Here is a 25305-nt window from a genome sequence, read left to right as displayed (position 1 = left end):
CGCTCTTCGTTTCTCGTCTCTAAGTATTTATTTCCTGAACAATAAAACGAATCGATCAGTTTTACGATACACTTCAGGATCAAAAGGACTTAATTCATAATTATCTTTAGGATTAGCCAAAACGTCAGTTTGTTTTACAAAGTGAAAGCCATAATTTTTTAATTCTTTAACCACATACTCTGGTGCTATACGATGCTTCTCTTGGCTGTATTCTGTTCCTGTTCCAATTGGCGCACTATGATCGATGATCAATAACGTACCTCCAGGCTTCAATGCTTTATAGAGCTGTTTTAACAGATTGTCTTGATCAATATCCCAACCTTCAGTGATATGGTGTAAATCATGATAGCCCATAACAAAATAGATACTGTCTAGTACGTCATCCTGTAACAGCAAGTCGTCTGCTTCATGAACATATTGAACAACGTTAGTGAGATTGCCATCACTCATACGTTTTTGTAATTCTTGACCTACATATGACAAATACGCTTTATTATTATGTAAAAACACTTTGCCCTGCGGCCCAACTGCATGCGAAAGAATTTCTGAGTAATAACCAGCTCCTGCAAATAAATCTAAAACATGCATTTCAGGTTTTATCCCTGAAAATTCAATAATGTCTATTGGCTTACTGGTTTTATCACGAATTTTATCCTGTTCACTACGATGTGGTTCAGTAAGTAAAGTGCTGGAATTGGCGTAACTAAACGCGCTAAAGCTTAACAGTACAATGAAAAGTAATTTAAATTGGTTGATCATAATTATTCTTAGTAAGAATTGGCTCTATAAACTTAGCACAATTAAAGATTATAACTCTTGGTGTTTTGTAACAAAGGTTAAAGAAGTGATATTTGATCAGTATTCTCGATATTATCCAATGGCCAATGTATTGCATTTTTCTTATGCTTAATTAAATAGTCATTAGCTTTAGAAAAGTGCTTACACCCCAAAAATCCTCGATAGGCTGATAAAGGGGATGGATGCACACTAGTTAGTACACAATGTTTATCTGTATCGATAAACTTACCTTTCTTCTGAGCATGACTGCCCCAAAGCATAAAAACTAATCCACTAGAATGTTCATTGAGTAATTCAATGACTTTATCTGTATAACGTTCCCACCCTAACTTAGAATGTGAGTGAGCATTCGCTTTTCGCACCGTCAGTACTGTATTTAATAACAATACACCTTGCTTAGCCCATGGCGTTAAACAACCATGGTTTGGCAGCTTGAAGTCATCAATATCTGTTGCTAACTCTTTATACATATTAGCTAATGATGGAGGAACTTTAATTCCAGGTTTAACTGAGAATGATAAACCATGTGCTTGGCCATCTCCGTGATATGGATCTTGCCCTAAAATGACTACTTTAACTTGCTCAAAAGGGGTGAGAGAAAATGCGGTAAATATTTCATCATCACAGGGGAAAATATTTATACCCTGCGCTCTTTCATCGGCAATGCTTTTTAACATCGTTTGAAAGTAATCTTGCTGCTGTTCTGCTTTTAACAGATTATTCCAGTTCATATCTTGCCACTATCTCTCTACACTGAATTTACAGAATTTAAACCATTGTTCACACGATATGATATATGAAATTTTCACATGGATGTGAATGAAATTGTCCATGGTGATCCTAAGTTAATTTGTCCCTGAATTAAAAAAACATCCAAGCGAGGCTAGGATGTTTTTATTATAACAAGTCTGACTGTTTAATTAAGATGCATGAGCCATTAAGTATGAATGCAAATCAGAAAAATCAGCGTTCATTTCTGAAGAAAGTATACTTTCACCAGAGCAATCGGCTAATTCTTTTGGCAAACCTAAAGGTCGGCCTAGCGTGCTTTCTACTGTCTCTTTAAATTTAGCTGGATGAGCTGTACCTAAAAACACACCAAATTCATCGTCATTGAGATTATATTTAAGTGCTTGATAGGCAACACTTGCATGAGGCTCACTAATGTAACCTAAACCATTTAATAAGTGCATGGCAATTTGCGTTTGCTCTTCATCAATCGCCACTGAACTTAAACAGTTTTCAGGCAATATACCTGACTTAAGCATATGTTCAACTCTTGGCCAGTTGTTCGGCTTAGATACGTCCATAGCGTTCGACATAGTGGCAACGGTTTCATTTGGTAACCATTCACCAGTTTTTAAATACCTTGGTACAGTATCGTTGGCATTTGTTGCCGCGATAAAACGCTTAATAGGTAACCCCATGGCTTTAGCAAGCATACCGGCAGTAAGATTACCAAAATTACCACTAGGGATAGAAAATACCAAATCATCAATTTTTCCACGCTGACGATAAAGTTGCGCCGCAGCTTCAAAGTAATAACTGATTTGCGCCAATAAACGACTAATATTAATCGAATTAGCTGAGTTTAAACCGATTGCTTTGGCAAGGTCTAAATCATCGAAAGAACGTTTTACCAATTCCTGACAATCATCAAAGCTGCCATCAACCGCGATAGTAGAAATGTTACCACCTAAAGTAGTAAACATTTTCTCTTGTAATAAACTAATTTTGCCTTTTGGATATAAGATCACAACCTTGATGTTTTCAAGTCCGTAAAAAGCATGGGCAACAGCCGCGCCAGTATCACCTGATGTTGCGGTCAAAATAGTTATTTTATCACTATTACCTTGAGTAAATGATTGCAGGCACTGCGCCATAAAACGGCCACCAAAATCTTTAAACGCAAGTGTTGGCCCGTGAAATAACTCAAGTACCGAATTGTTTTCATCAATTGGTTGCACTTGAGCGGGGAAATTGAAAGCGCGAGTGATAATTCCGGTGAACTGCTCTTCGGTTAAATCGTCAGCAACAAACGGGTAAAGAATTTTAACGCTACGCTCAACTAATGGCATAGACAGCAAGCTTTCAATATCATCATATTTGGGCAATTCTTTAGGGAAGAATAAGCCTTGATTTTTCCCCAACCCTTGACGTACAGCTTGCGAAAAACTAACTTCTTGTTCAGGGTGTTTTAAATTGTAAAATTTCATCAATAATCCTCTATACCAACTTAGCTTACTAGCCTAGCGCCTTGCGTATCTGCTTTGCAAATATGCACAAACCCGGTCGGTGATTGTAAATAATTTTCTGTTAAGTAATTGCTTAACTTCTCTGCTATCTCTTGGTTTTCACAGGCAACGAATACTGTTGGCCCAGAGCCTGAAATTCCAGCAGCACTCGCACCATTGGCTAATAAGTACTGCTTTGTTTCAATAAATTTAGGTAATAAAAATTGACGGTATGGTTCAGCCACAACATCAACAACATTAGCAAAAGCTTGCTTGGCGTCATTGCGGTGACAAGCATCAATAAATGTTGCTAATGTTTGTCCATAGGAAATCACATCCTGTCTTGAGTATTGCTTTGGTAGTGCGTCTCTAGCTTCTTTAGTAGACATTTCAATACCTGGATAAGCCATAATCCAATAATAATCATCAAACGTAGGCAAAGATCGTGTTATAACTTGTGGGTCTGTTACCATAAGTTGCAAGCCGCCAAGAAAACAAGGAGCAACATTATCGTAATGAAGGCTACCACTTATTTGTGCCTCCATTTTACCCATCATAAATAATAATTCAGAGTCATTAAACGGCTTTTGATAATATTCATTTAAAGCAACTAATGCGGCAACTACTGAGCAAGCACTAGAGCCTAGACCACTACCAACCGGCATTTTTTTCTCTAAAACTAAATCTACATATTGTACTGGTTTAGTGCTGTTAATTAATTCTTTATTAAACAACTCTAAGCAATGCCAAACAATATTGTCTTTAGGGTCACCAGGGAGTTTGCTGGCAAACTCACCAGATAAACTTAGTGTATTTTCATTAGCTAGCGCCGCAGAAATTTCAACGATGTCCCCTAACAGCTCATCGCCTACAGGAGTTACCGCCATACCAAGAACATCAAAGCCAACGCTTACATTACCGATAGATGCTGGAGCAAAAACTTTTATAGTCATTATAATTCCTGCTTCCAAGCCTGAGTTCTAAGTACATCAGAGAATATTCCCGCAGCAGTTACTGCAGCACCAGCACCGTATCCACGTAGTACTAAAGGAATTGGCTGATAGTATTTACTTAGAATAGATAATGCATTCTCACCATCTTTAATTGCATACATTGGATGGCTTGCATCTACCGCTTCAATTGATACTTGGCATTCGCCATTATTTATAGAGCCTACATAACGTAAGACTTTACCATCACTTGCTGCTTGTGAAACTTTATCCGCAAACTCAGAATTAAGTTCAGGTAAACGCGCCATAAATTCATCAATGCTACCCGAGTCATCAAAGCTTTCTGGTAGTACAGGTTCAACTTTAATATTGTGTAATTCCAGTGGCATACCAGCTTCACGTGCCATGATCAGTAACTTGCGCGCAACATCCATACCGCTTAAATCTTCACGAGGGTCCGGTTCGGTAAAGCCGTTACTTTTCGCTATTTCAGTAGCTTCTGAAAGTGACATACCTTCATCCAACTTACCAAAGATATACGACAATGAACCTGATAAAACCCCTTCAAATTGAACTAACTCATCACCGGCTTTAAACAAGTTTTGTAGTGTATCAATTACCGGCAAGCCAGCGCCTACATTAGTTTCATATAAGAATAAGCGATTAGTCTTTTTGGCACATTCTCTAAGTTTTAAATAATATGCCCAACTATCTGTATTAGCTTTTTTGTTTGGTGTAACAACATGAAAACCTTCAGCTAGGTAATCAGCATAAGTGAGGGCTAAATCTTCATTCGATGTACAATCGACTAAGACAGGGTTAATAAGGTGATTGTTACGAGCAAAGTTTTTAACTGAATCTACTGATAAAGGCTTAACATCGCTTTGCATTTCTTCATGCCAGTTAGCCATGTCTAAACCATTAACCTTAAAACCCATACCTTTACTATTTGCGATACCGTAAACTTTTAAATCTACGCCATTCGCCTTTAAATGAGCTTGCTGCCTGCCAATTTGTTGTAACAATTCACTGCCTACAACACCACAACCAACGATAAAAGCATCAATAGATTGACGATGAGAGAAAAAGTTTTGATGACAAACTTTTAATGCATCAGTACATTTTCGCTGTTCAATTACCACTGAAATACTGCGTTCTGAAGAATCTTGAGCAATAGCAATTACATTTACTCGAGCTTGCGCAAGTGAGCTAAATAATTTACCGGCAACACCACGTTGTTGATGCATACCATCACCAACCAAAGAAACAATTGATAAGTGTGATTGTAACTCTATTGGTTCTAATAATTGATTCAATAGCTCTAATTCAAACTCTTGTTGTAAGCATTGTTGTGCACGATAGGCATCTTGTGAATAAATACAAAAACTGATGCAGTATTCTGACGATGATTGACTGATCATTACCAGAGAAATATTTGCTTGACTCATACAAGCGAACACTCTACTTGCCATACCGACCATGCCTTTCATTCCTGGACCAGAAACATTCACCATAGTGAGTTCATCAAGGTTTGAGATTGCTTTAACTTGTTTTTCGCCTTTATCTTCAGCAGAAATAAGTGTGCCCTTAGCTTCCGGGTTAGTGGTGTTCTTGATCAAACAAGGGATGTGATACTGAGCGATAGGACCGATTGTTTTTGGATGCAGTACTTTTGCTCCAAAGTATGACAACTCCATTGCTTCTTGATAAGAAAGATGATCAAGTAATTTAGCATCTTTGATTAAACGAGGATCGGCATTATAGACACCATCAACATCGGTCCAAATTTCACAGCATTCAGCATTAGCACAAACAGAAAGTACTGCAGCAGAATAATCTGAACCATTGCGCCCAAGTGTTGTTACTTGTCCAGAAGGTGCCACACCAATAAAGCCTGGCATTAACGATATACGTTGCTGATTAGGATACTGTTCAACAAACAATTGTCTGGCTAGTACTAAATCAGCAACCGCGTTTAATGACGATTCATTGGTTTTCAAAAATTGCTCTGGCTCCAATATTGTAAGAGCTTGTTCTTCACTGGTAAGCAACGCTTCAAGAATGGCAACACTGAGTCTTTCACCAAGGCTTATTACACAAGCACGAATATGATCAGGGCAAAAGCTTAGCATTGCTGCCCCCTCTAACCAGCGCTTCAATTGATTGCTCCATCTGAGTAGGGCTTGTTCCGCATGTTGGCGATTAAAATTAACATCTGACTGAGCTAAGCCATCAAAAATATTTTCTACTGCTTGATGTAAGTGCGCAAGACTTTGTTCTAACTCTTCGCCTTCATTAAGGTTTTCGGTAAGTGCAACCAAGTGGTTGGTGATCCCTTTTGGTGCCGATACCACCACAGATACTGGTGATTGCTGGCTTTTATCTTTGATAATGTCACATACTTTGATAAAACGATCGGCATTCGCTAATGATGAACCACCAAATTTAAGTACTCTCATTTACTTACTTCCTTAGAAAATTTAAAACTGATTTTTTTGCAACTCTTAAAACAAATAAGCCCGTGAACTTTTCAGGTCACGGGCTTCGAAAATATTTTATTTTACACGCTAGCCAATGACCCCAATTCGAATTCGAATGGTGGTGGTTAGAATAATGATTTTGTGCATAATTATGTTCATGCCCCTACTCTGCCTTAGGCTAGAAAAACTGTCAACAGGTAATTGGATGTAAATGTGCATAAAACATTACGTTATAGACAATATTTTAGAATAACATATAGCAACTGGTGAATTTCAACTGTGGTTGTTTTGCTAATTTTGCCAGTAAAGGTGCTGTTGATGTTGCTTAAGCCAGGCTTTTGCTTGTTTGAAATTTGGATATAACTCAGAGACCAGCTGCCAGTACTTACTTGAATGATTGAGGTGAATGGTATGGCACAGCTCATGAATAATCACATAATCAATAACTTCAATGGGTGCCATTACTAACAGCCAATTAAGATTTATTCGCTGTTTTGCATCACAACTGCCCCATCGGCTTTTATAATAACGAATTTTTAAAGATGAAGCATTAAGTTTAGTATGGTTGCATTGAACCTCAAACCGGTTACTAAGTAATTGTTTTGCCTCATTAACATACCAAGCGTGAAGGACTTTCTTAACCTGATGGCCAAGCTCTACTTTATGAATATCTAAATTTTTCAAACTGATAACTATAGTGTTATCAACAATTAAAACACCGGTTGTTTCAGCTCGTTCAATCAATAATGTATAGCGCTTACCTTGATAATAATAAATCTCACCAGCCTGGTATTCTCTTACATACTGATTTTCAAAATGGTTAAGTTGCTCTGTTATTTTTAACTGTAACCACGGAGATTTTTCACGAACTATATCATTAATGTACTGCTCGGCAAGCTTCATAGGTGCAAGTACCCTAACCTTACCGGCTTTAACTTGTAAGCTCACAGTTTTACGCTTACTACTACGAACGAGTTGATATTCAAGTACAGACAAAAATAAATCTACTCTTTTTCTGCACTTTTAGTTTTAACACTTTTTGCCTTAGCTTTTGCTTTTACTGGTTTAACAGTAGCTTCTTCAATAACCTCATCAACCTTTGCTGCAGGTACTATTGGCTTTGGTTTTGGCTTTTTAGCTTGTAACGCTACAAGTACATCTTCGCGATGTTTGGCGATAAACACGCTAATTTCTTCAACTTCTTTTTCAGCAAGTTGTAATGACGATTGGTCAAACAAATCGGACAGGCTATCTGCCATATCGAGCATTTTGTCATACTCATCTGCAGCTTTCTTATCCATAAATGTTTCTACCTCCACCCCGTTGCGAATGACTACAAAACGACTTTCTACTGCCATTGTGATCCCTTTTATTTGTGACTAATGTTAGTGATATTAGCATTTATTTTTTATGTATACCCAGCTTCAAAATAGCAACTAATGGATATTTATCCAGTACTTTATCAGTTAAATTCAACTACTGGCAAGAGAAACTTAAAAATAGTTAAAATTTCGTCGCATCAAACCTACCACTTAACGTGCAACAAAATTTAATTTAACTGAATATTTATGCATGAATGTAAATGAATATTTCAAGCTACACATTTTAAAAACTAAGAAGTTTAGTTAATGGTACTGAATTAACAGCAATTTTTGCTTTTTGTAAGAAACAGCTCTGAATAAATCAGTTACACCTAGCAATTTTTCATTAACAACTTTTACTGAAAAATAGGCAACTATTAAAGGGCAGCAGCAATTAACAACATTAATAATTTTAGCCAATAAATAATAGCCATCAGCCGGAGCAACATAATGAAAACTTTAACTACATTAGCATTAGCAGGTTTAACTTCAGTAACTTTATTAACTGCATTCACTACCAGTGCAGCACCAATGAGCCCTTATATGGAATCAGCATTAATTAGCGTATGTAAATCAGCGCAAAGCAATAATTTATTAGATATGCGTAAAACCATTAAAAGCCATCGTTTATCAGAAAAAACAGTCGCGTTAAAAGTTGTATGTAATGGCGAGGATATTATCAGTTTTGCCGAAAACAGCGGTGCAGATAAAACAGCTAATCATTTAGAGAAACGTCTTGGTGATAGCTCAATTGTAGATATAGCACAAGTATATGCGGTTAACTTCTAATTCTACATTTAAAGTATTACCTTCGTTTCAAACAGTCAGTACCTTCCCCCTTAAGGTGCTGGCTGTTTCATTTTTAAGCTTTACTTTATAATAGTAGCATCAGCTAAATTTGCGCATGACAGACAGTGGTAGCATAGGTAAAACATAACGCATCATTGCCCAAGGCCAAGTTGGTACAAATGCTACATTAACTTCTTTCTCAATAGCTTTTACAATTGTTTTACAACCAGTTTCAACATCAACTGTAAATGGCTGTTTCTTTGTCGCATGAGAAATTTCAGTTCGAATATAACCAGGATGAATGGTTGTGACTTTAATTGGAGTATTTAGCAAATCAATGCGTATACCTTCTGTAAGAGAAGCAATAGCAGCCTTAGTAGCAGCGTAAACGTTAAATGCTCCTCTAAAACCTTTTTGTGAGCTCACCGATGAAATAGTTACCAAGTGGCCAAAGTTTTGCTCTCTAAATATCTCTAATGCGGCTTCACATTGAGCTAGTGCAGCAACAAAGTTTGTCATAGCGGTTTCTTTATTCGCTTTAAAATAACCTGTCCCTAGTGACGCTCCTTTGCCAATGCCGGCATTAACGATCACTCGATCTATACTTCCAAACTTATCTTTAGCTTCTTTGAAAACCTTAAAGACTTGTTCATGGTCATTTACGTCAAGTTCAACAATCAATATTTCAATTGAAGAGTTTATTTCTTCTAGCTCAACTTTTAATTGTTTTAGACTTTCTATTCGTCTGGCACACAATATTAAGTTTCGCCCTAATTTGGCGAATTGTTGCGCCATTGTATAGCCCAAACCTGAACTTGCGCCGGTGATAATAATATTTTGTCTTTGCATGTTTCTTCTTATTTTTAAATATTCACAATTATTTATATCATATTCGAATTTTATCGGTCTTTAGTCAAATAGTTCACAAAAGTAAAACACTACAATAACTTACAAAATACATATAAACACTGGCTCGAACAAATTCTAAGCAGTTGAACTTTTTTATTAATTTTTTGTTTGACGAATGATAAAAATTTGCCTATTTTTCAAAATAGGTGATGAGATTACAGCACTAAAGTTTAGTGCGAATTAGGAAGCAATAATGACCGGAAGTAAAATTATTGAAAATGCCGAAGCTAATATTGGCGATGATGGCTATCAAGAAAATATTTCTGCCAATGCAGATAAAGATTTAGGTAAAGCAAATAACGCCGTTACCCGTAAACGTATAGATGAGTTACTTGAGAAAAAACGATTAAAAGAATTGCTTGATGAAGATGAGTGGGAGCTATAAAGCTCCCTCTAACTCTGAAGTACACTCTTCAATACCTCTAAAAACCTTTCCAATTTTTACAATTTGTCTTAGTCTGTTATTTACTAACAATAATAAAAGTGAATATCATGATTAAAAAACTATTATTACCTTTATTGGTCATTTCAAACGTTACGTATGCTGCTCCTTTAGATTCTTGGGTAGAAGATGTAGAGCAAGATGTAATAAAGTGGCGTAGGCACTTTCATCAACACCCTGAACTGTCAAACAGAGAGTTTGAAACAGCTAAAACTATAGCAACAGAGCTAAACAAATTAGGCTTGGATGTTCAAACCGGCATTGCTCATACTGGCGTTGTTGCTATCTTAGATTCAGGCAAACCTGGCCCTGTGGTTGCCTTGCGTGCTGATATTGATGGCTTACCTGTTACCGAAACATCAAGTCTACCTTTTGCCTCTAAAGCAACTACAGACTATAACGGTGCTCAAACAGGTGTAATGCACGCCTGTGGACACGATACGCACATTGCTATGCTATTAGGTACAGCTAAAATTCTTGCAGAAAACAAAGATAAATTAACCGGTAAAGTTAAATTCATTTTCCAACCAGCTGAAGAAGGTGCTCCAGTTGGAGAGGAAGGCGGAGCAGAGTTAATGGTTAAAGAAGGGGTAATGAAATCACCAGATGTTGATGTTATTTTTGGTCTGCATATATGGTCAGACTTAGATGTTGGAAAAATTGATTACCGCGAAGGCGGCACATTAGCCGCGGTAGATACCTTTAAAATATTAGTGAAAGGTAAACAAGCTCACGGCGCCTATCCTTGGAAGAGTGTCGACCCTATTGTTACCTCTGCGCAAATTATCATGGGTTTACAAACCATAGTATCGCGCGAACTCGAACTTATTGAAGATGCTGGAGTTGTTACCGTTGGTAGTATTCATGGTGGCGTACGCAGCAATATTATTCCTAACGAAGTCGAGATCATTGGTACATTACGCTCTTTAAACCCACAAATGCGCGATCAAATTCGCGAGGCAGTTACACGAAAAGCTACATCAATTGCCGCCAGTATGAACGCAACAGTTGAAGTAACCGTGCCTTTTGGCGCTAATTACCCTGTAACGTATAACAAACCTGAGTTGATGCGTGAAATGCTACCGGGTCTACAAGCAGCACTAGGGTCTGAAAATGTTGTACAAGCAAAAGCACAAACGGGTGCTGAAGACTTTTCATTTTACCAAGAACAAGTTCCAGGGTTATTTTTAGGCGTTGGTGGTAAACCACTAGATGTGAAAAAAAGTGATGCTCCAGCTCATCACACTCCTGAATTTTTTGTTGATGAAAGTGGAATGCAAACGGGCATTAAAGCTATGGTTGGATTAACCATGGATTATATGGCTAAGCATTAGATTTTCTGCTGCTTATTTAATATTTAAAGCCGGCTTCGTTCTTATGACAAAATCGGCTTTAAATACTTCTTATAACTCTGCCAACTGCTGTTCCCTTTCTTTTTAATGCCCTGTCTTAATTGCACATCACTTAGTGTTGAGATAAAAGCAGATTCATTTTTTAACTCATAGCATTGTTTTTGCAAATCAAGCTGACAAAATTCAAGAATATTCTTTATTGCAGTTTCCGGGTTTTCTACTAAATCTTCATAGGCAATATTATGGATAAATTCAGGCATAATTGTTTGCCAATGTTCCATAATTATTTGGTATTGCTTTTGATATTCAGCAATTTCACTGAGTGAACAAAAGTAAGGCTCAAGTGCTTCAAAATTGTTGCGGAATATTGACCAACCGACATCTGTTTTATTACGAGTAATATGGATGACTTTGGCATGTGGCATAAGTTGTTTGATCAAACCAATCGATTGATAATTACTCGGCATTTTATCAATGATATTCTTTGCTTGTGGAGCAATACTCCGTATTTGTTTGAGATAATGTTCGCCAAGTAATGATTTGTGTTTATCATTAATTTGTTGGCAGGCGTGTGGAAACTCTTTACCTGTTATTTGGTACATACCATTAGCAATATCTTCAGCCATGAACGATAATTCACCGCCGGTACAGATTTCAGTATGGTTTGTTAATAACTGCTCTAATAAAGTTGAGCCTGACCGCGGTTGGCCAACAATAAATATTGGCGTAACTTTATCTTTAAATTCTTCAATCTTAATATCAGTCGATGGAGTGTTTAACAGCGTACGATCAAACACATTAACTATACTATTAAAAAAAGGCTTCATGTCTTCAACTCGAAAATTGATTTCAGCCAGTTGGATTTCATTCGCTTTATTAAAATATTTAAACGCTTGATCAAATTGTTTATTTCTATGATAAAGCTCAGCAAAACTATAACTTAAATTTGCTTTGTCTTTATTTGATAACTGTTGAGAGTTTGATGAAAGAATATCTATCATCTTTGTTATTAATTGTTTATATGAACTGTCGTTAAAAGAAATTTTCTGCATTCGTACTAACAAAGAGAACGCCTGAATATTTTCAGGTTCAACCTTTTGCAACTCAGTTATGTATCTCTCACTTTTATCAAAACTTCCGATTTCACAATAAAGTACAGCTAATTCAGCAAGAGTATTCACTAGAGTTTCGTTCAATCGATAAGCAGCTAGTAGCGCTTGTTCTGCTTTTTCAATTTGCATTAACTTTTTACAAGCTGTTGCTAGTGCCAAATAAATAGCCGGCTGATTGGTGCTGACTGATAAACAACGTACAAATAAATTATAGGCTTGTTGAAAACTATTTAATTGCAGTGCAACTTTTCCAAGACCAAACAATGCATTTATATCGGTTTTATTTTCGCCAAGTAATTGTTTATACACCTGCTCTGCTTTTTTAAACTGACCTTGCGAAAAATATTGATTGGCTAAAATAATCGATGACATAAACGGGAAAAAATTTATTAGAGGTATTATGAAATAAATAATGAATGAATTTGTATTTTGATGCAAGTAACAGAATTTGAACCATCCCTAGTAATTCTAAGTTAATTCATCCCTGAATTAAAAAGCCACATCAAGTGATGTGGCTTTAGTTTTCAAGTTCTAACTAAGTAATTAGAAGCTGTATGTTGCTTTTACGTAGTAGTAAGCACCATTGTAATCAAATGGACCACTTTCGTAATAAACACCACCAACAGCACCTTTAGTACCAGGCTTCAGCTCTTGAGCTTCTTGATCAAGAATGTTGTTAGCACCAGCAGTTAAGGTAATGCTGTCGTTAAGGAAGTAACTTGCTTCTGCATCAAACGTTACAGCAGAGTCTGCAGTTTCAGCACCCCAGTCTGATGTATCATCAGCATGAACAGCCCAGTACTCACCAAAGTAGTTAGCACGTAAGAACATGCTCATTGAATCCCAAGATTGAGATACTGTGAACGTACCACGGTGCTCTGGCATACCTTCTTCTAAACGACGAACTTTACCATCAGACGTTGTATCAGGATTGAATGAGTCAACTTCAGTTTGGTTGAAGTTGTACGCCATTGCTAAACCAGTTTCGCCGCCAAATAATGACATTGAATAGTTTGACACGATATCTAAACCAGAAGTTGTTGTATCAAAATCATTAGTGAAAAAAGTAACACCAGAAATTAATTCAGGATTTTGTACACCAAGTAATCTTAAGTCATCATAATCTTCTGCTAACACATCAACTTGGCTTGATTGTGCTAAACGATCAGTTACTTCAATTGAGTAAGCATCAACCGTTAAGAAGAAATCGCCATTTTGATAAACCATACCACCAGCAAAACTGGTCGATTCTTCAGGTGTTAATTCACTAGCACCGTAAAACGCAGCAAGCGGATCAGTAGCTGGCGCTAAAAATGTTTGAATTAAGTTACCCTCTACAATTGATGTTTGCGTATTTACAACGTTTGCTTGACCAACTGTAGGAGCACGGAAACCAGTACTGTGTGAAGCACGTAATGATAAATCATCAGTTAGTGCAAATTGTGCAGTTAATTTGTAATCAGTAGTCGTACCAAAGGTGTTGAAATCTTCATGACGCACAGCTGCACCTAACATTAAGCTTTCAGTAATGTATGCTTCAACATCAACATAAGCTGCAATATTACGTCGTACGTTTGTGCCTGCAGTTTCTGGACCAAAGCCTTTGAAACCATGTGAACCAATGTTAAAACCTTGGTCAGCATAAGGACCTGCTTTCCATGATGATTCTTCACCGGCTACGATTTCAAAAGATTCTTCACGCCATTCAATACCAGCAGCAAAGTTTAAATCTTCATATAAACCAATATCGATACCACGAACTAAATCGGCATTAAAGGTTTTTTCTAATTGAATGTACTTACCTGTTTCAAACGTTGTTGGAGTACTTAAACCTAAAGATGGGTTTAATGTGTTTGATAAATTAAATGATGATTCGTTACGACCAACCGAGCCGCTTAAATCGTACATCCAATCGGTTAGGAAACCAGATTTAATATCACCTTTAGTACCGATAGTTAATGAGGTATCAGTAATATTACCACCAAACGCAGGGGTGTAACCACCTGGTCTAACTTGGTTCATCGAGAAACAGTTCGGATCGGCAATCATATCCATATATGGCTGCGTATTAAGTACATTTCCTACGTTAGCTGGAACATTCGAAGGTGCAAGTGGTACAGCGGCTGTTGCATTTGAAAATGAACAACTTGGAACACCTGTTTCAGCTAAACCAACATCACCGACTAATAACGTTTCACCTTCATCGATTGAGTATACGTTACCGCGAGAGTGTGGGTTACGATAGTAGAAACCACCGGTTACATCACGCTCAGAGTAATTACCAAACATGTAAAATTCTTTGTCATCGCCTAAATCTAAGCCAACATTCGCAAAAATAGTAATATCGTCTTCAATTTCAGGATTACCCCAAATTTGTGCAGGGCTAATTACATCTGTGTTACCAGCATCAATTAAACCTTGAGCGTCTGGACGCTGTATACTTCGGCTTGTCGCATCAGCATTTTTCAATTGGAAACTAATGTTAACAAAACCATCATCGGTAAATGGTAAACCAACGTTACCGTCTATAATAGTTGCCGCGCCATCGCCTTCAGAAAATTCACCTGTTTTAACAGAGATAGAACCACCGTCTGCATCATCTTTTAAAACAAAGTTCATTACACCAGCAATAGCATCTGAACCATATTGTGCAGCAGCACCGTCACGAAGTACTTCTACTTGCTTCAATGCAACAGAAGGAATTACAGAGATATCTGGACCTTGTGCACCATCGTTAACACCACCACCTTGGAAGGCAATTACAGATGCACGGTGACGACGTTTGCCGTTAACAAGTACAAGAGTTGAATCTGATGGCAAACCACGCAGGTTAACTGGGCGGATAAGTGATGCTGCATCAGAGATAGGTTGAGCACGTGCAGCAAATGAAGGTACCGCACTTGCTAACATATCTAACATGTCAGTAGCGCCAGATTTACCTAATTCATCGCCACCAACAACATCAATTGGTACAGCTGAATCAGCTACAGAACGAGGTGCCGCACGGCTACCTACTACAACGATTTGCTCAATGTTTTCTTCGGCTATTGCTTCGCCTTCTTCGGCTGCATATGCAGACGTACCTACTAAAGCCATACCTATAGCTAAAGCTAAGGTTTTTACAGGAAAATTCCTAGACATTTGTTCACTCCCTAAGTGATCTTTTAATATTATTTTTATTTGGTCAATTTTATTTTATTTTATTTGACCGACGACCTTTTATATATGACCTAGCAACTGTTTACAAGCCATTAACGTATATTTTTGACTTTTGTGACAAATAAACTAGCAATGTCGATAATAGTTATTCAGTACATATTAATATCTATTTAACCATTTCACACTTATCAATAAATTAGCTCTATCTTTGTAACTATTTATTACACTTAGAGATATTTTGTAAGCTATCATCTAGTTATCTTACCTAAACAAAGAAACTCTCATGCCAGAAGTTTTGCAGCAATTTTCCGTTTTAATAACCAATAAAATATTCTTATCGGTATGTGTCGTTATAGGTATGCAATTTGTATCCCATCAAATTGTGAACTTTATCCGCCGTGGTAATGACTTTTTAAATGAGCGCCATAGAACTTGGATTTCACGTACAAAAAATATGACGGTGATGATCATTGCGGTGATGTTGCTTAGTTTATGGTGGGTAGAATTGGAAAAATTCGCTTTATCTATCGCCGCAGTTGCAGTAGCAATTGTAATTGCCTCAAAAGAATTAATATTGTGTCTTAGTGGTTCTATATTAAGAGCTACATCAAATGCTTTCGTTATTGGTGATTGGATCAGAGCGGGTGATAATTATGGGGAAGTAATCGAACACAACATTTTATCTACCGTGATACAAGAAATAGACTTTGCCAATAACAATTATAATTACACAGGCAAAACTGTCACGATACCTAACAGTCAATTTTTAACTGAAACAGTTAAAAACATGAATTTTATGAAACGCTATGTCTATCACACCTTTTCTATAACCACAGACCCAACAATTAATGCATTCGCTGCACGTGAACATATATTTACCAAAATGAATGAATATAGCCAAGATTTTTTAGAGATTGGCAGACGTTACAATAATGTAATTGAAAAACGCCTTGGTGTAGATTTACCCGGTGAAGAACCATATATTCGAATTACCACTACAGAACAGGGCAACTTTAATTTTACGATCATTTTATTTTGCCCAACAGAACAAGCAGTATCATTAGAACAAAGGATCACTCAAGACTATATGGAATTTCGTTTTCAACAAATTAATAACAAAACTTAAGCCATTACCCATGGCAATTCTAAGTTAATTATTCCCTGAATTAGAAAAAAAAAGCCAGTTGCAATTTACAACTGGCTTTCAACTTTGCTTTTTAAGCGACTATATTTTTAACCTTTAAAAGCGGTATGTTGCATTTAAGAAGTAAGAGCGACCTAGTAAGTCATATCCTGATGAAGTCACCATGTTACCGCGGTTAGAACCGGCAGAAATATCGACCAATTCAGGCTCTGTATCCATAACATTATTCATACCTAAGGTAACGGCAAAATCTTCGCCACTATAGGTTAATGAAGTATCAAAATACACCGCACTATCGGCATCACATACAGGGACTGTTTGCGGTTTGCCTACGAGTTCTTCGTTGGTTATAAACAAATCACAGTTGGCTGTTTCACGTACAGATTCTTCAGCTCCTGTGCTCGACATGTAGTTAGCAATTATCAACCAGTTCCAAGCACCACTTGTAAAATTAAAGGTAGACACTAAACGATGTTCAGGGGTACCAAAAGTTTCAAGTAGATCTATAGCCTCTTCGCCTTTAAAGATGGTTAACTCACGTTCTGTTTGTAGCGTATATTGGTTACTCCAGGAAAACTCAACTGCAGAGCCAAATACATCACCTAATGTCGTGCCAAATTGCGTATTAACATCAACACCTTTTGACGTTTCTTCACCAATATTTAAGAACGAATTATCGACAAGTGTTGGGAAATTTAATGCAGCAGGTTTGCTGCCTTGCTCACGTTCAATTCGCGGACAGAAAGGACTGTCCATATTTTCTGCATCAAAACAACGTTTCAGGATTGTTGCAGCATCTATTGTACGAATAGTATCTTCAACTTCTAAACTCCAGTAAGTCACACCTATGTTTAGATCAAAACCATCAAAATCTGGCGTCCATTTTAATGACGCGGTAATATTCTCAGACGTTTCTGGTTTTAGATCTTGTGCATTACCACTGGCTGAGGTTGGAATGGTTGGTACACCACTTAAACCGATTTGCGTCCAGTCGGCACCTTGCGCATCACAATTGGCTAAGATGGTCGCAGAGCGATTTTCTTTGCTTGGATCGTAGGCACTATTGGTTTGCATGTCTTCAGTCACAGCACATGGATCGGCACTACCGGATACACCGCCAAATTGATCCGCTAAAAATTGTTCTCGTAAATTAGGTGCTCTAAATGATGTACCATATGAACCCGATACCAACCACGCTTCTGTTGGCATATAGGTAACACGACCACGATAGGTAGTTTCATTGCCAAAGTTAGACTCGTCGGTATATCGTACAGCCGCTTCTACTTCTAACAATTCTGCCCAATTTGCATTGGTAATAATTGGCATTGAAACTTCAGCGAATACATCGGTAACCGTACGAGAACCTACTGTTGGTCCTTCAGTTAACGGGTTCTCTGCAGCAACTAAGCCGGTAGAACCAAGCATATCACCTTCAGATTGAATTCTATCTTTCCTAACTTCAAAACCTAAAGCGATTGTTGTTGCTCCACCTGAATCAAAATCAAACAATTCACCTGTAGCAAATGCCGAAGCCATTGATTGTTCAACTGTGGTAGAGTTCATTCGCGTGCCAATAAGGAAATCTTTCTCTGCTTGAGTAGCAAAGGTACCACCACCATATTCACCCCCGGTAAAAATCGAGTCGGCAAAAAAGTTAACCGGCACACATTCATTCGCAGTAATAAAGCCAAGACCAGCGGGTGCGCTAACACCACAAATTGGGTTACCATCAACATCTAAACGCAAAGTACCTAACGTTAACGCCAAGTTAGATTCATTCATGACTGGTTGATCTTGTTTACCAACACCACGGTCGTAAGAAACAAACATTTCATAAGACCAACCATTTTTTTCTAGCCAGTCACTGGTAAATTCACCGCGCAAACCGGTAACAAAACGGAAATGGTTCAACTCAACATCACGCTCTTGAGGCAAATCTTCTAACGTTAAAATGTTAGACACTTCTTCTGAGAATGGGCTTAACGGGTTATCTACGAGTATCGGCGCACCAGTACCATCGACAATGATATTGCCATTGGCGTCTTCCTGCGGGATCGTTGGAGCGACGCCCGGAAATATTTGCTCGGTTGAAGCGAGACTGGTTAAATGACGATGGAAAAAATAACTTTCATAGAAAATTTCTTCTTCTCCGCCCCATAAATCTGGCGAATATGAACCATTAACGGCAACCGAAAATCGGGTCATTGGTGATATTAAGTCGGCTTCCATGCGATCGACACCATCATGGTGTTGATCAGAAAATATGCGGCGGTTACGTTGATTGGCACTGGTAATTGCCACATTTGGATCAGAAGGAATAGGTAAGTTTAGTGCGGAACTAAAGCCAGGCACACCAATATCTGTCATTCCTGGTGTATAGAAAATAGCAATATCATCAGTTAAACCTGCAGTAATATTACCAGTAAGATCTAACATGGTATTATCCCAGAAACGACTGGAACAGACTGAGGTTTTTTGACCATCGTCATGTCTAAATATTTTTTTAATACAGTTAGTCCGATCTTTTACTGCGACACGTTCACGCTCATAATAAGATGCAGAAAAGGCAAACTTGGCCTTTTTACCTTCAAAACCAGTGATAAAAGAGAAATCTTTCTCTTCACCACCACCATCAGCGGTATCTGAAACACTACCTGAGACTTCAAAGCCATCAAAGCTTTCTTTTAATATAACGTTAATAACACCAGCAACTGCATCTGCACCATAAATAGAAGAAGCACCTTCGGTGATGACCTCTACCCGGTCGACCATATTAACAGGGATTAAACTTAAATCAGGTTGCGAAGGTGCACCACGCACACCAGAAGAACCAAGACGACGGCCATTAATTAATATTAACGTTCGCTCTGGTCCTAAACCGCGCAAACCAATGTTCGAAGAACCGACACCACCACTTGGCGGTGGCTCAGAAGCATTTGAGTTACCTGAGTTAGAGTTAAAGGAACTATCGAATTGTTTACCATTCACCATAGAAGTATTTTGCAATAATTCAGCTACCGTACGCACGCCAGATTTTAAGGCATCTTCACCTTTAATAACATGAATGGGAGCGGCATCTGAAAATTCGGCTTTTTTAAGGCGGGAACCGGTTACGGTAATTCGTTCAACGTCTTCTTCTTCTGCGGTTACTTCTTCGGCTGCTATTGCAGCTTGGCTACTTAGTGCGATAGATACAGCTATCCCTAAGCTTCCTAAATTAAACTTATAAGACATAATATTTTTCCCTGTTGTATAGTTATTTTTATATTTTATTTATATTTTGTAACTACTTGCTTTAATTATATTAATTAAAGCTACATATATAGGTATACTCTACAATTTGATATTTACAACTTATTAACATCTCTTGTTACATTTCTGTTTATCAATAGAAACAGCTTTTACTTGAAAAAAACTCCCTAACCTGTAGAGTTCAGCCTAATTTACGTGTAAACAAGTTTTTACAGTAACTCTCGAATTATTGACTCAGCTTTTTCAATTTTAGAAGCTAAATTTGAAATAACTCAACATAAAATCATTAGTCAAAAATAAAAATTTAAAATTATTTTTAACTTTTTATATTAAAAAATCATTTTCGCCCAACTTTTTAGTTGAATATAAATTTAGTTATTTTGCGTAACTATTTCCGTATAGATGGCTACGCGTCTTTGTACAAAAAAACAACTATAAAAACAAAATCTATATAAAACAAAACAGTGCAAACTTAATTGCTAAAAAGTGCAACTTTCGCCTTATGAATACCTAATAAAACTACGTAAAATCAGCATATTACAATTAGTTATAAGCAGAAACTTTTTGTTCTACCTTAGCCCCTAATATTTATTTTTTTTGGCCCTACACTGAAATGGTTCAAAAATTCCGTTAACAAAACTTTAACAATAAACGGGATAGATATATTTTCAGATATATCACTTATAAAAATTATAATTAATTGGGAGTAACACATTGAAATTATCTAATTTCTTAACCTCAGCTATCGCTATTTCTGTAGCAACAGCTTTTACTGCACATGCAGCTGACGACCGATACATCATTCAAGTAGACAACAACAAAAAAGGTGTGGTGAAAGCACTTGCTAAAAAACTTGGTGGTGAATTACATGTAGATGCAAATGGCTTTATTGCCGCATCATTTAAAGGTAAAGATTTGGCCAGTGTAAAGGGATTATTAAATAATCCGCACGTTAAATTGGTTGAAGAAGATCAACGTCGTATGCCTTTATCAGCTTATGCTGACGATGGTGGTAACGCGATGACAGAGCAACTTACACCATATGCTGTGTACCAATCACAAGCAAATCAAGTGACCTTTAATAGCCAAGCAGGTATGAAAGTTTGTATTATTGATTCAGGATTGGATCGCTCAAACCAGGATTTTGTTTGGGGTAACATCACTGGTGATAACGATAGCGGTACAGGTAATTGGGATGAAAATGGTGGTCCACATGGTACACATGTTGCGGGAACTGTTGCCGCTGCCGATAATAATGTGGGTGTTGTTGGTATGGCTCCAGGTGTCGATTTGCACATCATCAAAGTGTTTAATGCAGATGGTTGGGGTTATTCATCAGATTTAGCGCAAGCGGCAAACTTATGTGCAGGTGCAGGTGCTAACATCATCTCAATGAGTTTAGGTGGTGGCGGTTCAAATAATACCGAATCAAACGCTTTTGCCAATTTTGTTACTAACGGTGGTTTAGTCGTTGCCGCAGCAGGTAATGATGGTAATAACGTGCGTTCATATCCTGCTGGCTATGAATCAGTAATGATGATTGGTGCGAATGATGCCGATAACCAAATTGCAGATTTCTCACAATTTCCTAGCTGTACTTCTGGACGCGGTAAAAAAGCGACAAGCAATGAAAACATTTGTGTCGAAGTTACTGCTGGCGGTGTAGATACTTTATCTACTTACCCTGCTGGCATGGCAACTAGTGCAAACCTTACAGCCGATGACGCTTCTTTTGCATCTTCAGCAATGGAGAACTCTGGTTCAGCCGCTGGTAATACATATTATATGGGAACTGGTGAAGCTACTGATGGTGGCGCTAACGGTAATATTTGTATGATTGATCGCGGTGCGATTTCATTCCATGACAAAGTGCTAAACTGCGAAAACTCTGGTGGTATTGGTGCAATAATCATTAATAATGAAGCTGGTATGTTATACGGCACATTAGGTGATACCAATGCAACAACAATTCCAGCAATTGGGGCCGCATATGAAGACAGAACAGCTTTATTAGCAGCCAACTCTGCTGACATATCTATTGGCACAAGTAATTATGGTTATATGAGCGGTACTTCGATGGCCACTCCTGCAGTATCTGGCCTTGCTGCGTTAGTTTGGTCAAACCATAGCGAGTGTTCTGGTACTGATATTCGTAATGCTCTTAAAGCAACGGCTGAAGATGCTGGCGCTACAGGAAAGGACGTTTACTTTGGTCATGGTATCGTTAAAGCCGCTGCTGCTGACGCGTATTTAACAACGAATGGTTGTGGTACTACTCCAGATCCAGAGCCAGAGCCAGAACCAGAGCCGTGTAAAGGTAATGGACCTAGATGTCGTTAATCTTGGTTAACAAGGTTTAAAGGGACAAGTTACAAATCTATCGCCGTCCGTGGCGATTTTCTTTCCTTCTTCCTTGAAGTAAACAAGCCGGCTCATCGCCGGCTTTTTATAACGTATTTTAGGAAGAAGCATTAAAATTATACCCGCTTACTTCCCATCAAAAGCAGTTGGTTAGCCTTTGCTGTTTTTTTAATAAAATCCCATAACATTTCTACTCGCGCAATCCGTTTTCTGTCCGCTTGCGCCATCAAATAAAACTGCCGTACAATATCAATTTCATCGTCCAGCAGTGGTTTTAATTCAGGATCCAAATCCGCCATAAAACACGGTAATACCGCAATACCTAAACCACTTTTTACCGCTAAGTACTGACTGATAACACTAGAGCTTTTTAGTATTGGCACAACATCAGGGGCTAAATCTTTAACATGCGATACTTGATCACTAAAATCAAGATGCTCAACGTAAGCTATCCAGCTTTGCTGATTCAAATCTGATTTTTTAGTGATCGGGTTATTTCTTAAATAAATATTGCTGGCATATAGCTTTAAACGATAATCACAGAGTTTAGTTACTACCATAGAGGTTTTATCTGGTTTACCAACATTAATTGCAATGTCAGCTTCATAACGAGTAAGGTTCACCTGCCTGGAAAAGGTAAGAATATCGACATTGATTTTTGGTGCTAAATTGGCAAATTCTCGCATTTTAGTCGCCAGAAAAAAACTCCCAAAAGCTTCCGTAGTACCAAGGCGAACATTACCCGAATCGCCTTTATTGATACCTTGCAATGATGCAACCGAAGATTGCAGGTTTTGCTCCATACGCTTGGCAGTTTGCATTAATTGTTGACCTTCAACAGTTAATAAATGGCCTTCTGCCCCTCGCTCAAATAAGCTTACTTCTAGTGATTTTTCTAGATAATGCAAGCGTCTGGAGACTGTTGATGAGTCTACTTTTAGGTTTCTAGCAGCCAATGCAAGCTTGCCAGTTCGGGCAACTTGTAAGAATACTTTTATATCGTCCCAATTCATTAAATATCAATCCGGTTAAGTTTTTACTATAACAGTGTAACAAAGCAAAAACCTATCGTCTTGCATATTTGCAACAAGACCTTGCATCTATAGCCTTGTTAACGTTTAGGTAAGCGTCTATCCTAAGCACAATTATAAAGCCAAGGCATAAGAGCAATGGCAGTTAACACATACGGTAAAAGGAAGCGAGCAATGTCAATTCGTCAAATTCCACTAATTATTGGTGGTGAAAAAGTTACTTCACAATCTGAACAGTGGCTAGATGTATTAAACCCAGCAACACAAGAAGTTGTAGCACAAGTGCCAATGGCAACACTTGAAGAAGTGGATGCTGCTATTGAAAGTGCTGAACAAGCATTTAAAACTTGGAGCAAGGTTTCAATAACAAAACGTATGCGCATTATGCTTAAGTACCAACAGTTGCTTGAAGCTAATACCGTTGAAATTGCAAAATTAATCACTCTTGAGCATGGTAAAACATTACCTGATGCCGAAGGTGAAGTTGGTCGTGCTTTAGAAGCTGTCGAAAATGCCTGTTCAATTACTCGTTTGCAACTTGGTGAAATGGCTAACAATGCTGCAACTGGTGTTGATGTTTATACAATAAACAAACCGCTGGGTGTTGGTGCTGGCATAACCGCATTTAATTTCCCGGTAATGTTACCTGCCTTTATGTTTCCTGCAGCAATTGCTTGTGGTAACACATTTGTATTAAAGCCTTCAGAGCAAGATCCTTCTTCAACTATGTTAATGGTTGAGCTTGCACTAGAAGCGGGTGTCCCAGCGGGCGTTCTTAACGTTGTTCACGGTGGACCTGATGTTGTTAACCGCATTATCGAACATGATGCTGTTAAAGCGGTTTCATTTATTGGTTCTACCGGTGTTGGTACTCATGTTTATAACCACGCGAGTAAGCATGGTAAACGTGCACAATGTATGATGGGCGCTAAAAACCATATGGTTATCATGCCAGATGCAAATAAAGACCGTGCAATTAACGATTTACTAGGTTCAGCCTTTGGTGCAGCCGGTCAACGTTGTATGGCTAACCCGGTAACGATTTTAGTTGGTGAAGCTCGCAACTGGTTACCTGAAATTGCTGAACGTGCTAAAACTATGGTAATTGATGCGGGTACAAACCGTGAAGCTGATTTAGGTCCTGTTGTTTCACCACAAGCAAAACAACGCATTATCAAGCTACTTGATTCTGGTGTTGAACAAGGCGCTAATCTATTAGTTGATGGTCGTAATGTTGTTGTACCGGGTTATGAAAATGGTAACTTTGTTGGTCCAACTATGTTTTCTGGCGTAACTACTGATATGGACATTTATACACAAGAAATATTTGGTCCGGCTTTATGTGTTTTAGAGGTTGAAACATTAGACGAAGCTATCGCAATTATTAATGCCAATCCTAATGGTAACGGAACTTCAATATTTACGTCTTCAGGTTATGTTGCACGTAAATATGAAAATGATATTGATGTTGGCCAAATTGGTATCAATGTACCAATTCCTGTACCAGTAGCATTTTTCTCTTTCACTGGTTCTCGTGCATCAAAGTTAGGTGATTTAGGTCCTAACGGAAAGCAGGTAATTCAATTTTGGACACAAACTAAATCAGTAACTGCTCGCTGGTTTGAACCGGATCACGTTGAAGGTGAAAAAGTTCATACAACTATCAGCCTTTAATAACTTTAAAGATTGAATTACAAATCTACTGCCATGATTTACACGATGTAATGAATGCAGTGTTCACATGGATGTGAAAGAACTGTCCATGGCGATTTGCATTCCTTCATCCTTGAAGTAAAAAACGCCGCATTATTTGCGGCGTTTTTGATCTAAGCATTAAAGCTGTATGGCTGTAAAGCTGCACAATTCAAACCTTATGCCTTACATCCTTGAATCCTTGAATCCTTGAATTCTTGAATTCTTGAATTCTTTTA

18 protein-coding genes are annotated in these 25305 nt (G+C 37.9%); 6 read left to right on the top strand and 12 right to left on the bottom strand.

The annotated features are described in order from the left end of the window. Positions 1–27: 27 nt before the first annotated feature. The 7 genes from RGQ13_RS04125 to RGQ13_RS04095 all read right to left on the bottom strand — a co-directional run bounded on the left by RGQ13_RS04125 (position 28) and on the right by RGQ13_RS04095 (position 7820). Positions 28–759: a class I SAM-dependent methyltransferase gene (locus RGQ13_RS04125; protein ID WP_348392293.1), complete on the bottom strand. Its 732-nt coding sequence runs from the start codon at positions 757–759 to the stop codon at positions 28–30. A gap of 77 nt (positions 760–836) precedes the next feature. Continuing rightward, a complete protein-coding gene (gene ung / locus RGQ13_RS04120) occupies positions 837–1529 on the bottom strand; it encodes a uracil-DNA glycosylase (protein ID WP_348392292.1) in 693 nt (230 codons plus the stop codon). A 189-nt stretch (positions 1530–1718) separates the two neighbouring features. Next, positions 1719–3014 carry a threonine synthase gene (gene thrC, locus RGQ13_RS04115; RefSeq protein WP_348392291.1) on the bottom strand — a complete coding sequence of 432 codons (1296 nt, stop codon included), beginning with the start codon at positions 3012–3014 and terminating at the stop codon, positions 1719–1721. A 20-nt stretch (positions 3015–3034) separates the two neighbouring features. Continuing rightward, a complete protein-coding gene (gene thrB, locus RGQ13_RS04110; protein WP_348392290.1) occupies positions 3035–3985 on the bottom strand; it encodes a homoserine kinase in 951 nt (316 codons plus the stop codon). Then, positions 3985–6441, bottom strand: coding sequence for a bifunctional aspartate kinase/homoserine dehydrogenase I (gene thrA / locus RGQ13_RS04105; RefSeq protein WP_348392289.1), 2457 nt, complete (start codon positions 6439–6441; stop codon positions 3985–3987). Before thrA ends, thrB begins: the two co-directional genes overlap by 1 nt. Before the next feature lie 312 nt (positions 6442–6753). Continuing rightward, the gene (locus RGQ13_RS04100; RefSeq protein ID WP_348392288.1) at positions 6754–7458 is read right to left on the bottom strand and encodes a M48 family metallopeptidase; all 705 of its coding nucleotides are present in this window, start codon (positions 7456–7458) and stop codon (positions 6754–6756) included. 8 nt (positions 7459–7466) lie between these two features. Further along, positions 7467–7820 carry a YebG family protein gene (locus RGQ13_RS04095; RefSeq protein ID WP_348392287.1) on the bottom strand — a complete coding sequence of 118 codons (354 nt, stop codon included), beginning with the start codon at positions 7818–7820 and terminating at the stop codon, positions 7467–7469. 453 nt (positions 7821–8273) lie between these two features. Here RGQ13_RS04095 and RGQ13_RS04090 point away from each other — a divergent pair, with 453 nt between their 5' ends. Then, the gene (locus RGQ13_RS04090) at positions 8274–8612 is read left to right on the top strand and encodes a DUF3718 domain-containing protein (protein WP_348392286.1); all 339 of its coding nucleotides are present in this window, start codon (positions 8274–8276) and stop codon (positions 8610–8612) included. A 99-nt stretch (positions 8613–8711) separates the two neighbouring features. On the opposite strand, the gene RGQ13_RS04085 is transcribed toward RGQ13_RS04090, so the two are convergent. Further along, the gene (locus RGQ13_RS04085; protein ID WP_348392285.1) at positions 8712–9461 is read right to left on the bottom strand and encodes an SDR family oxidoreductase; all 750 of its coding nucleotides are present in this window, start codon (positions 9459–9461) and stop codon (positions 8712–8714) included. A 253-nt stretch (positions 9462–9714) separates the two neighbouring features. On the opposite strand from RGQ13_RS04085, the gene RGQ13_RS04080 reads away from it, so the two are divergent. Both RGQ13_RS04080 and RGQ13_RS04075 read left to right on the top strand, forming a co-directional pair. Then, the gene (locus RGQ13_RS04080; RefSeq protein WP_348392284.1) at positions 9715–9906 is read left to right on the top strand and encodes a PA3496 family putative envelope integrity protein; all 192 of its coding nucleotides are present in this window, start codon (positions 9715–9717) and stop codon (positions 9904–9906) included. Positions 9907–10013: 107 nt separating this feature from the next. After that, positions 10014–11297: an amidohydrolase gene (locus tag RGQ13_RS04075; protein WP_348392283.1), complete on the top strand. Its 1284-nt coding sequence runs from the start codon at positions 10014–10016 to the stop codon at positions 11295–11297. A gap of 41 nt (positions 11298–11338) precedes the next feature. On the opposite strand, the gene RGQ13_RS04070 is transcribed toward RGQ13_RS04075, so the two are convergent. Both RGQ13_RS04070 and RGQ13_RS04065 read right to left on the bottom strand, forming a co-directional pair. Next, a complete protein-coding gene (locus tag RGQ13_RS04070) occupies positions 11339–12799 on the bottom strand; it encodes a tetratricopeptide repeat-containing sulfotransferase family protein (RefSeq protein ID WP_348392282.1) in 1461 nt (486 codons plus the stop codon). Between the two features lie 171 nt (positions 12800–12970). Further along, complete coding sequence (locus RGQ13_RS04065) at positions 12971–15568, bottom strand: TonB-dependent receptor plug domain-containing protein (protein WP_405054155.1); 2598 nt, start codon at positions 15566–15568, stop codon at positions 12971–12973. Positions 15569–15869: 301 nt separating this feature from the next. Between RGQ13_RS04065 and RGQ13_RS04060 the strand changes: the two genes are divergently transcribed. After that, entirely contained in the window at positions 15870–16712 is an 843-nt protein-coding gene (locus RGQ13_RS04060) for a mechanosensitive ion channel family protein (protein WP_348392281.1), read from the top strand. A gap of 114 nt (positions 16713–16826) precedes the next feature. On the opposite strand, the gene RGQ13_RS04055 is transcribed toward RGQ13_RS04060, so the two are convergent. Beyond that, complete coding sequence (locus RGQ13_RS04055) at positions 16827–19964, bottom strand: TonB-dependent receptor domain-containing protein (protein WP_348392280.1); 3138 nt, start codon at positions 19962–19964, stop codon at positions 16827–16829. A gap of 732 nt (positions 19965–20696) precedes the next feature. Between RGQ13_RS04055 and RGQ13_RS04050 the strand changes: the two genes are divergently transcribed. Beyond that, positions 20697–22322: a S8 family serine peptidase gene (locus RGQ13_RS04050; RefSeq protein WP_348392279.1), complete on the top strand. Its 1626-nt coding sequence runs from the start codon at positions 20697–20699 to the stop codon at positions 22320–22322. A 137-nt stretch (positions 22323–22459) separates the two neighbouring features. Here RGQ13_RS04050 and RGQ13_RS04045 read toward each other — a convergent pair whose 3' ends face one another. Then, positions 22460–23356 carry a LysR family transcriptional regulator gene (locus RGQ13_RS04045; protein ID WP_348392278.1) on the bottom strand — a complete coding sequence of 299 codons (897 nt, stop codon included), beginning with the start codon at positions 23354–23356 and terminating at the stop codon, positions 22460–22462. Positions 23357–23548: 192 nt separating this feature from the next. Here RGQ13_RS04045 and RGQ13_RS04040 point away from each other — a divergent pair, with 192 nt between their 5' ends. Next, positions 23549–25048, top strand: a complete 1500-nt coding sequence (locus RGQ13_RS04040; protein ID WP_348392277.1) for a CoA-acylating methylmalonate-semialdehyde dehydrogenase — start codon at positions 23549–23551, stop codon at positions 25046–25048. Positions 25049–25305: the final 257 nt, after the last annotated feature.

Origin of the sequence: Thalassotalea psychrophila (genome assembly GCF_031583595.1) — a bacterium.
Lineage (GTDB): Bacteria > Pseudomonadota > Gammaproteobacteria > Enterobacterales > Alteromonadaceae > Thalassotalea_A > Thalassotalea_A psychrophila.
The sequence above is the reverse complement of the archived record's forward strand: the minus strand, read 5'-3'. Positions and strand labels throughout refer to the sequence as shown.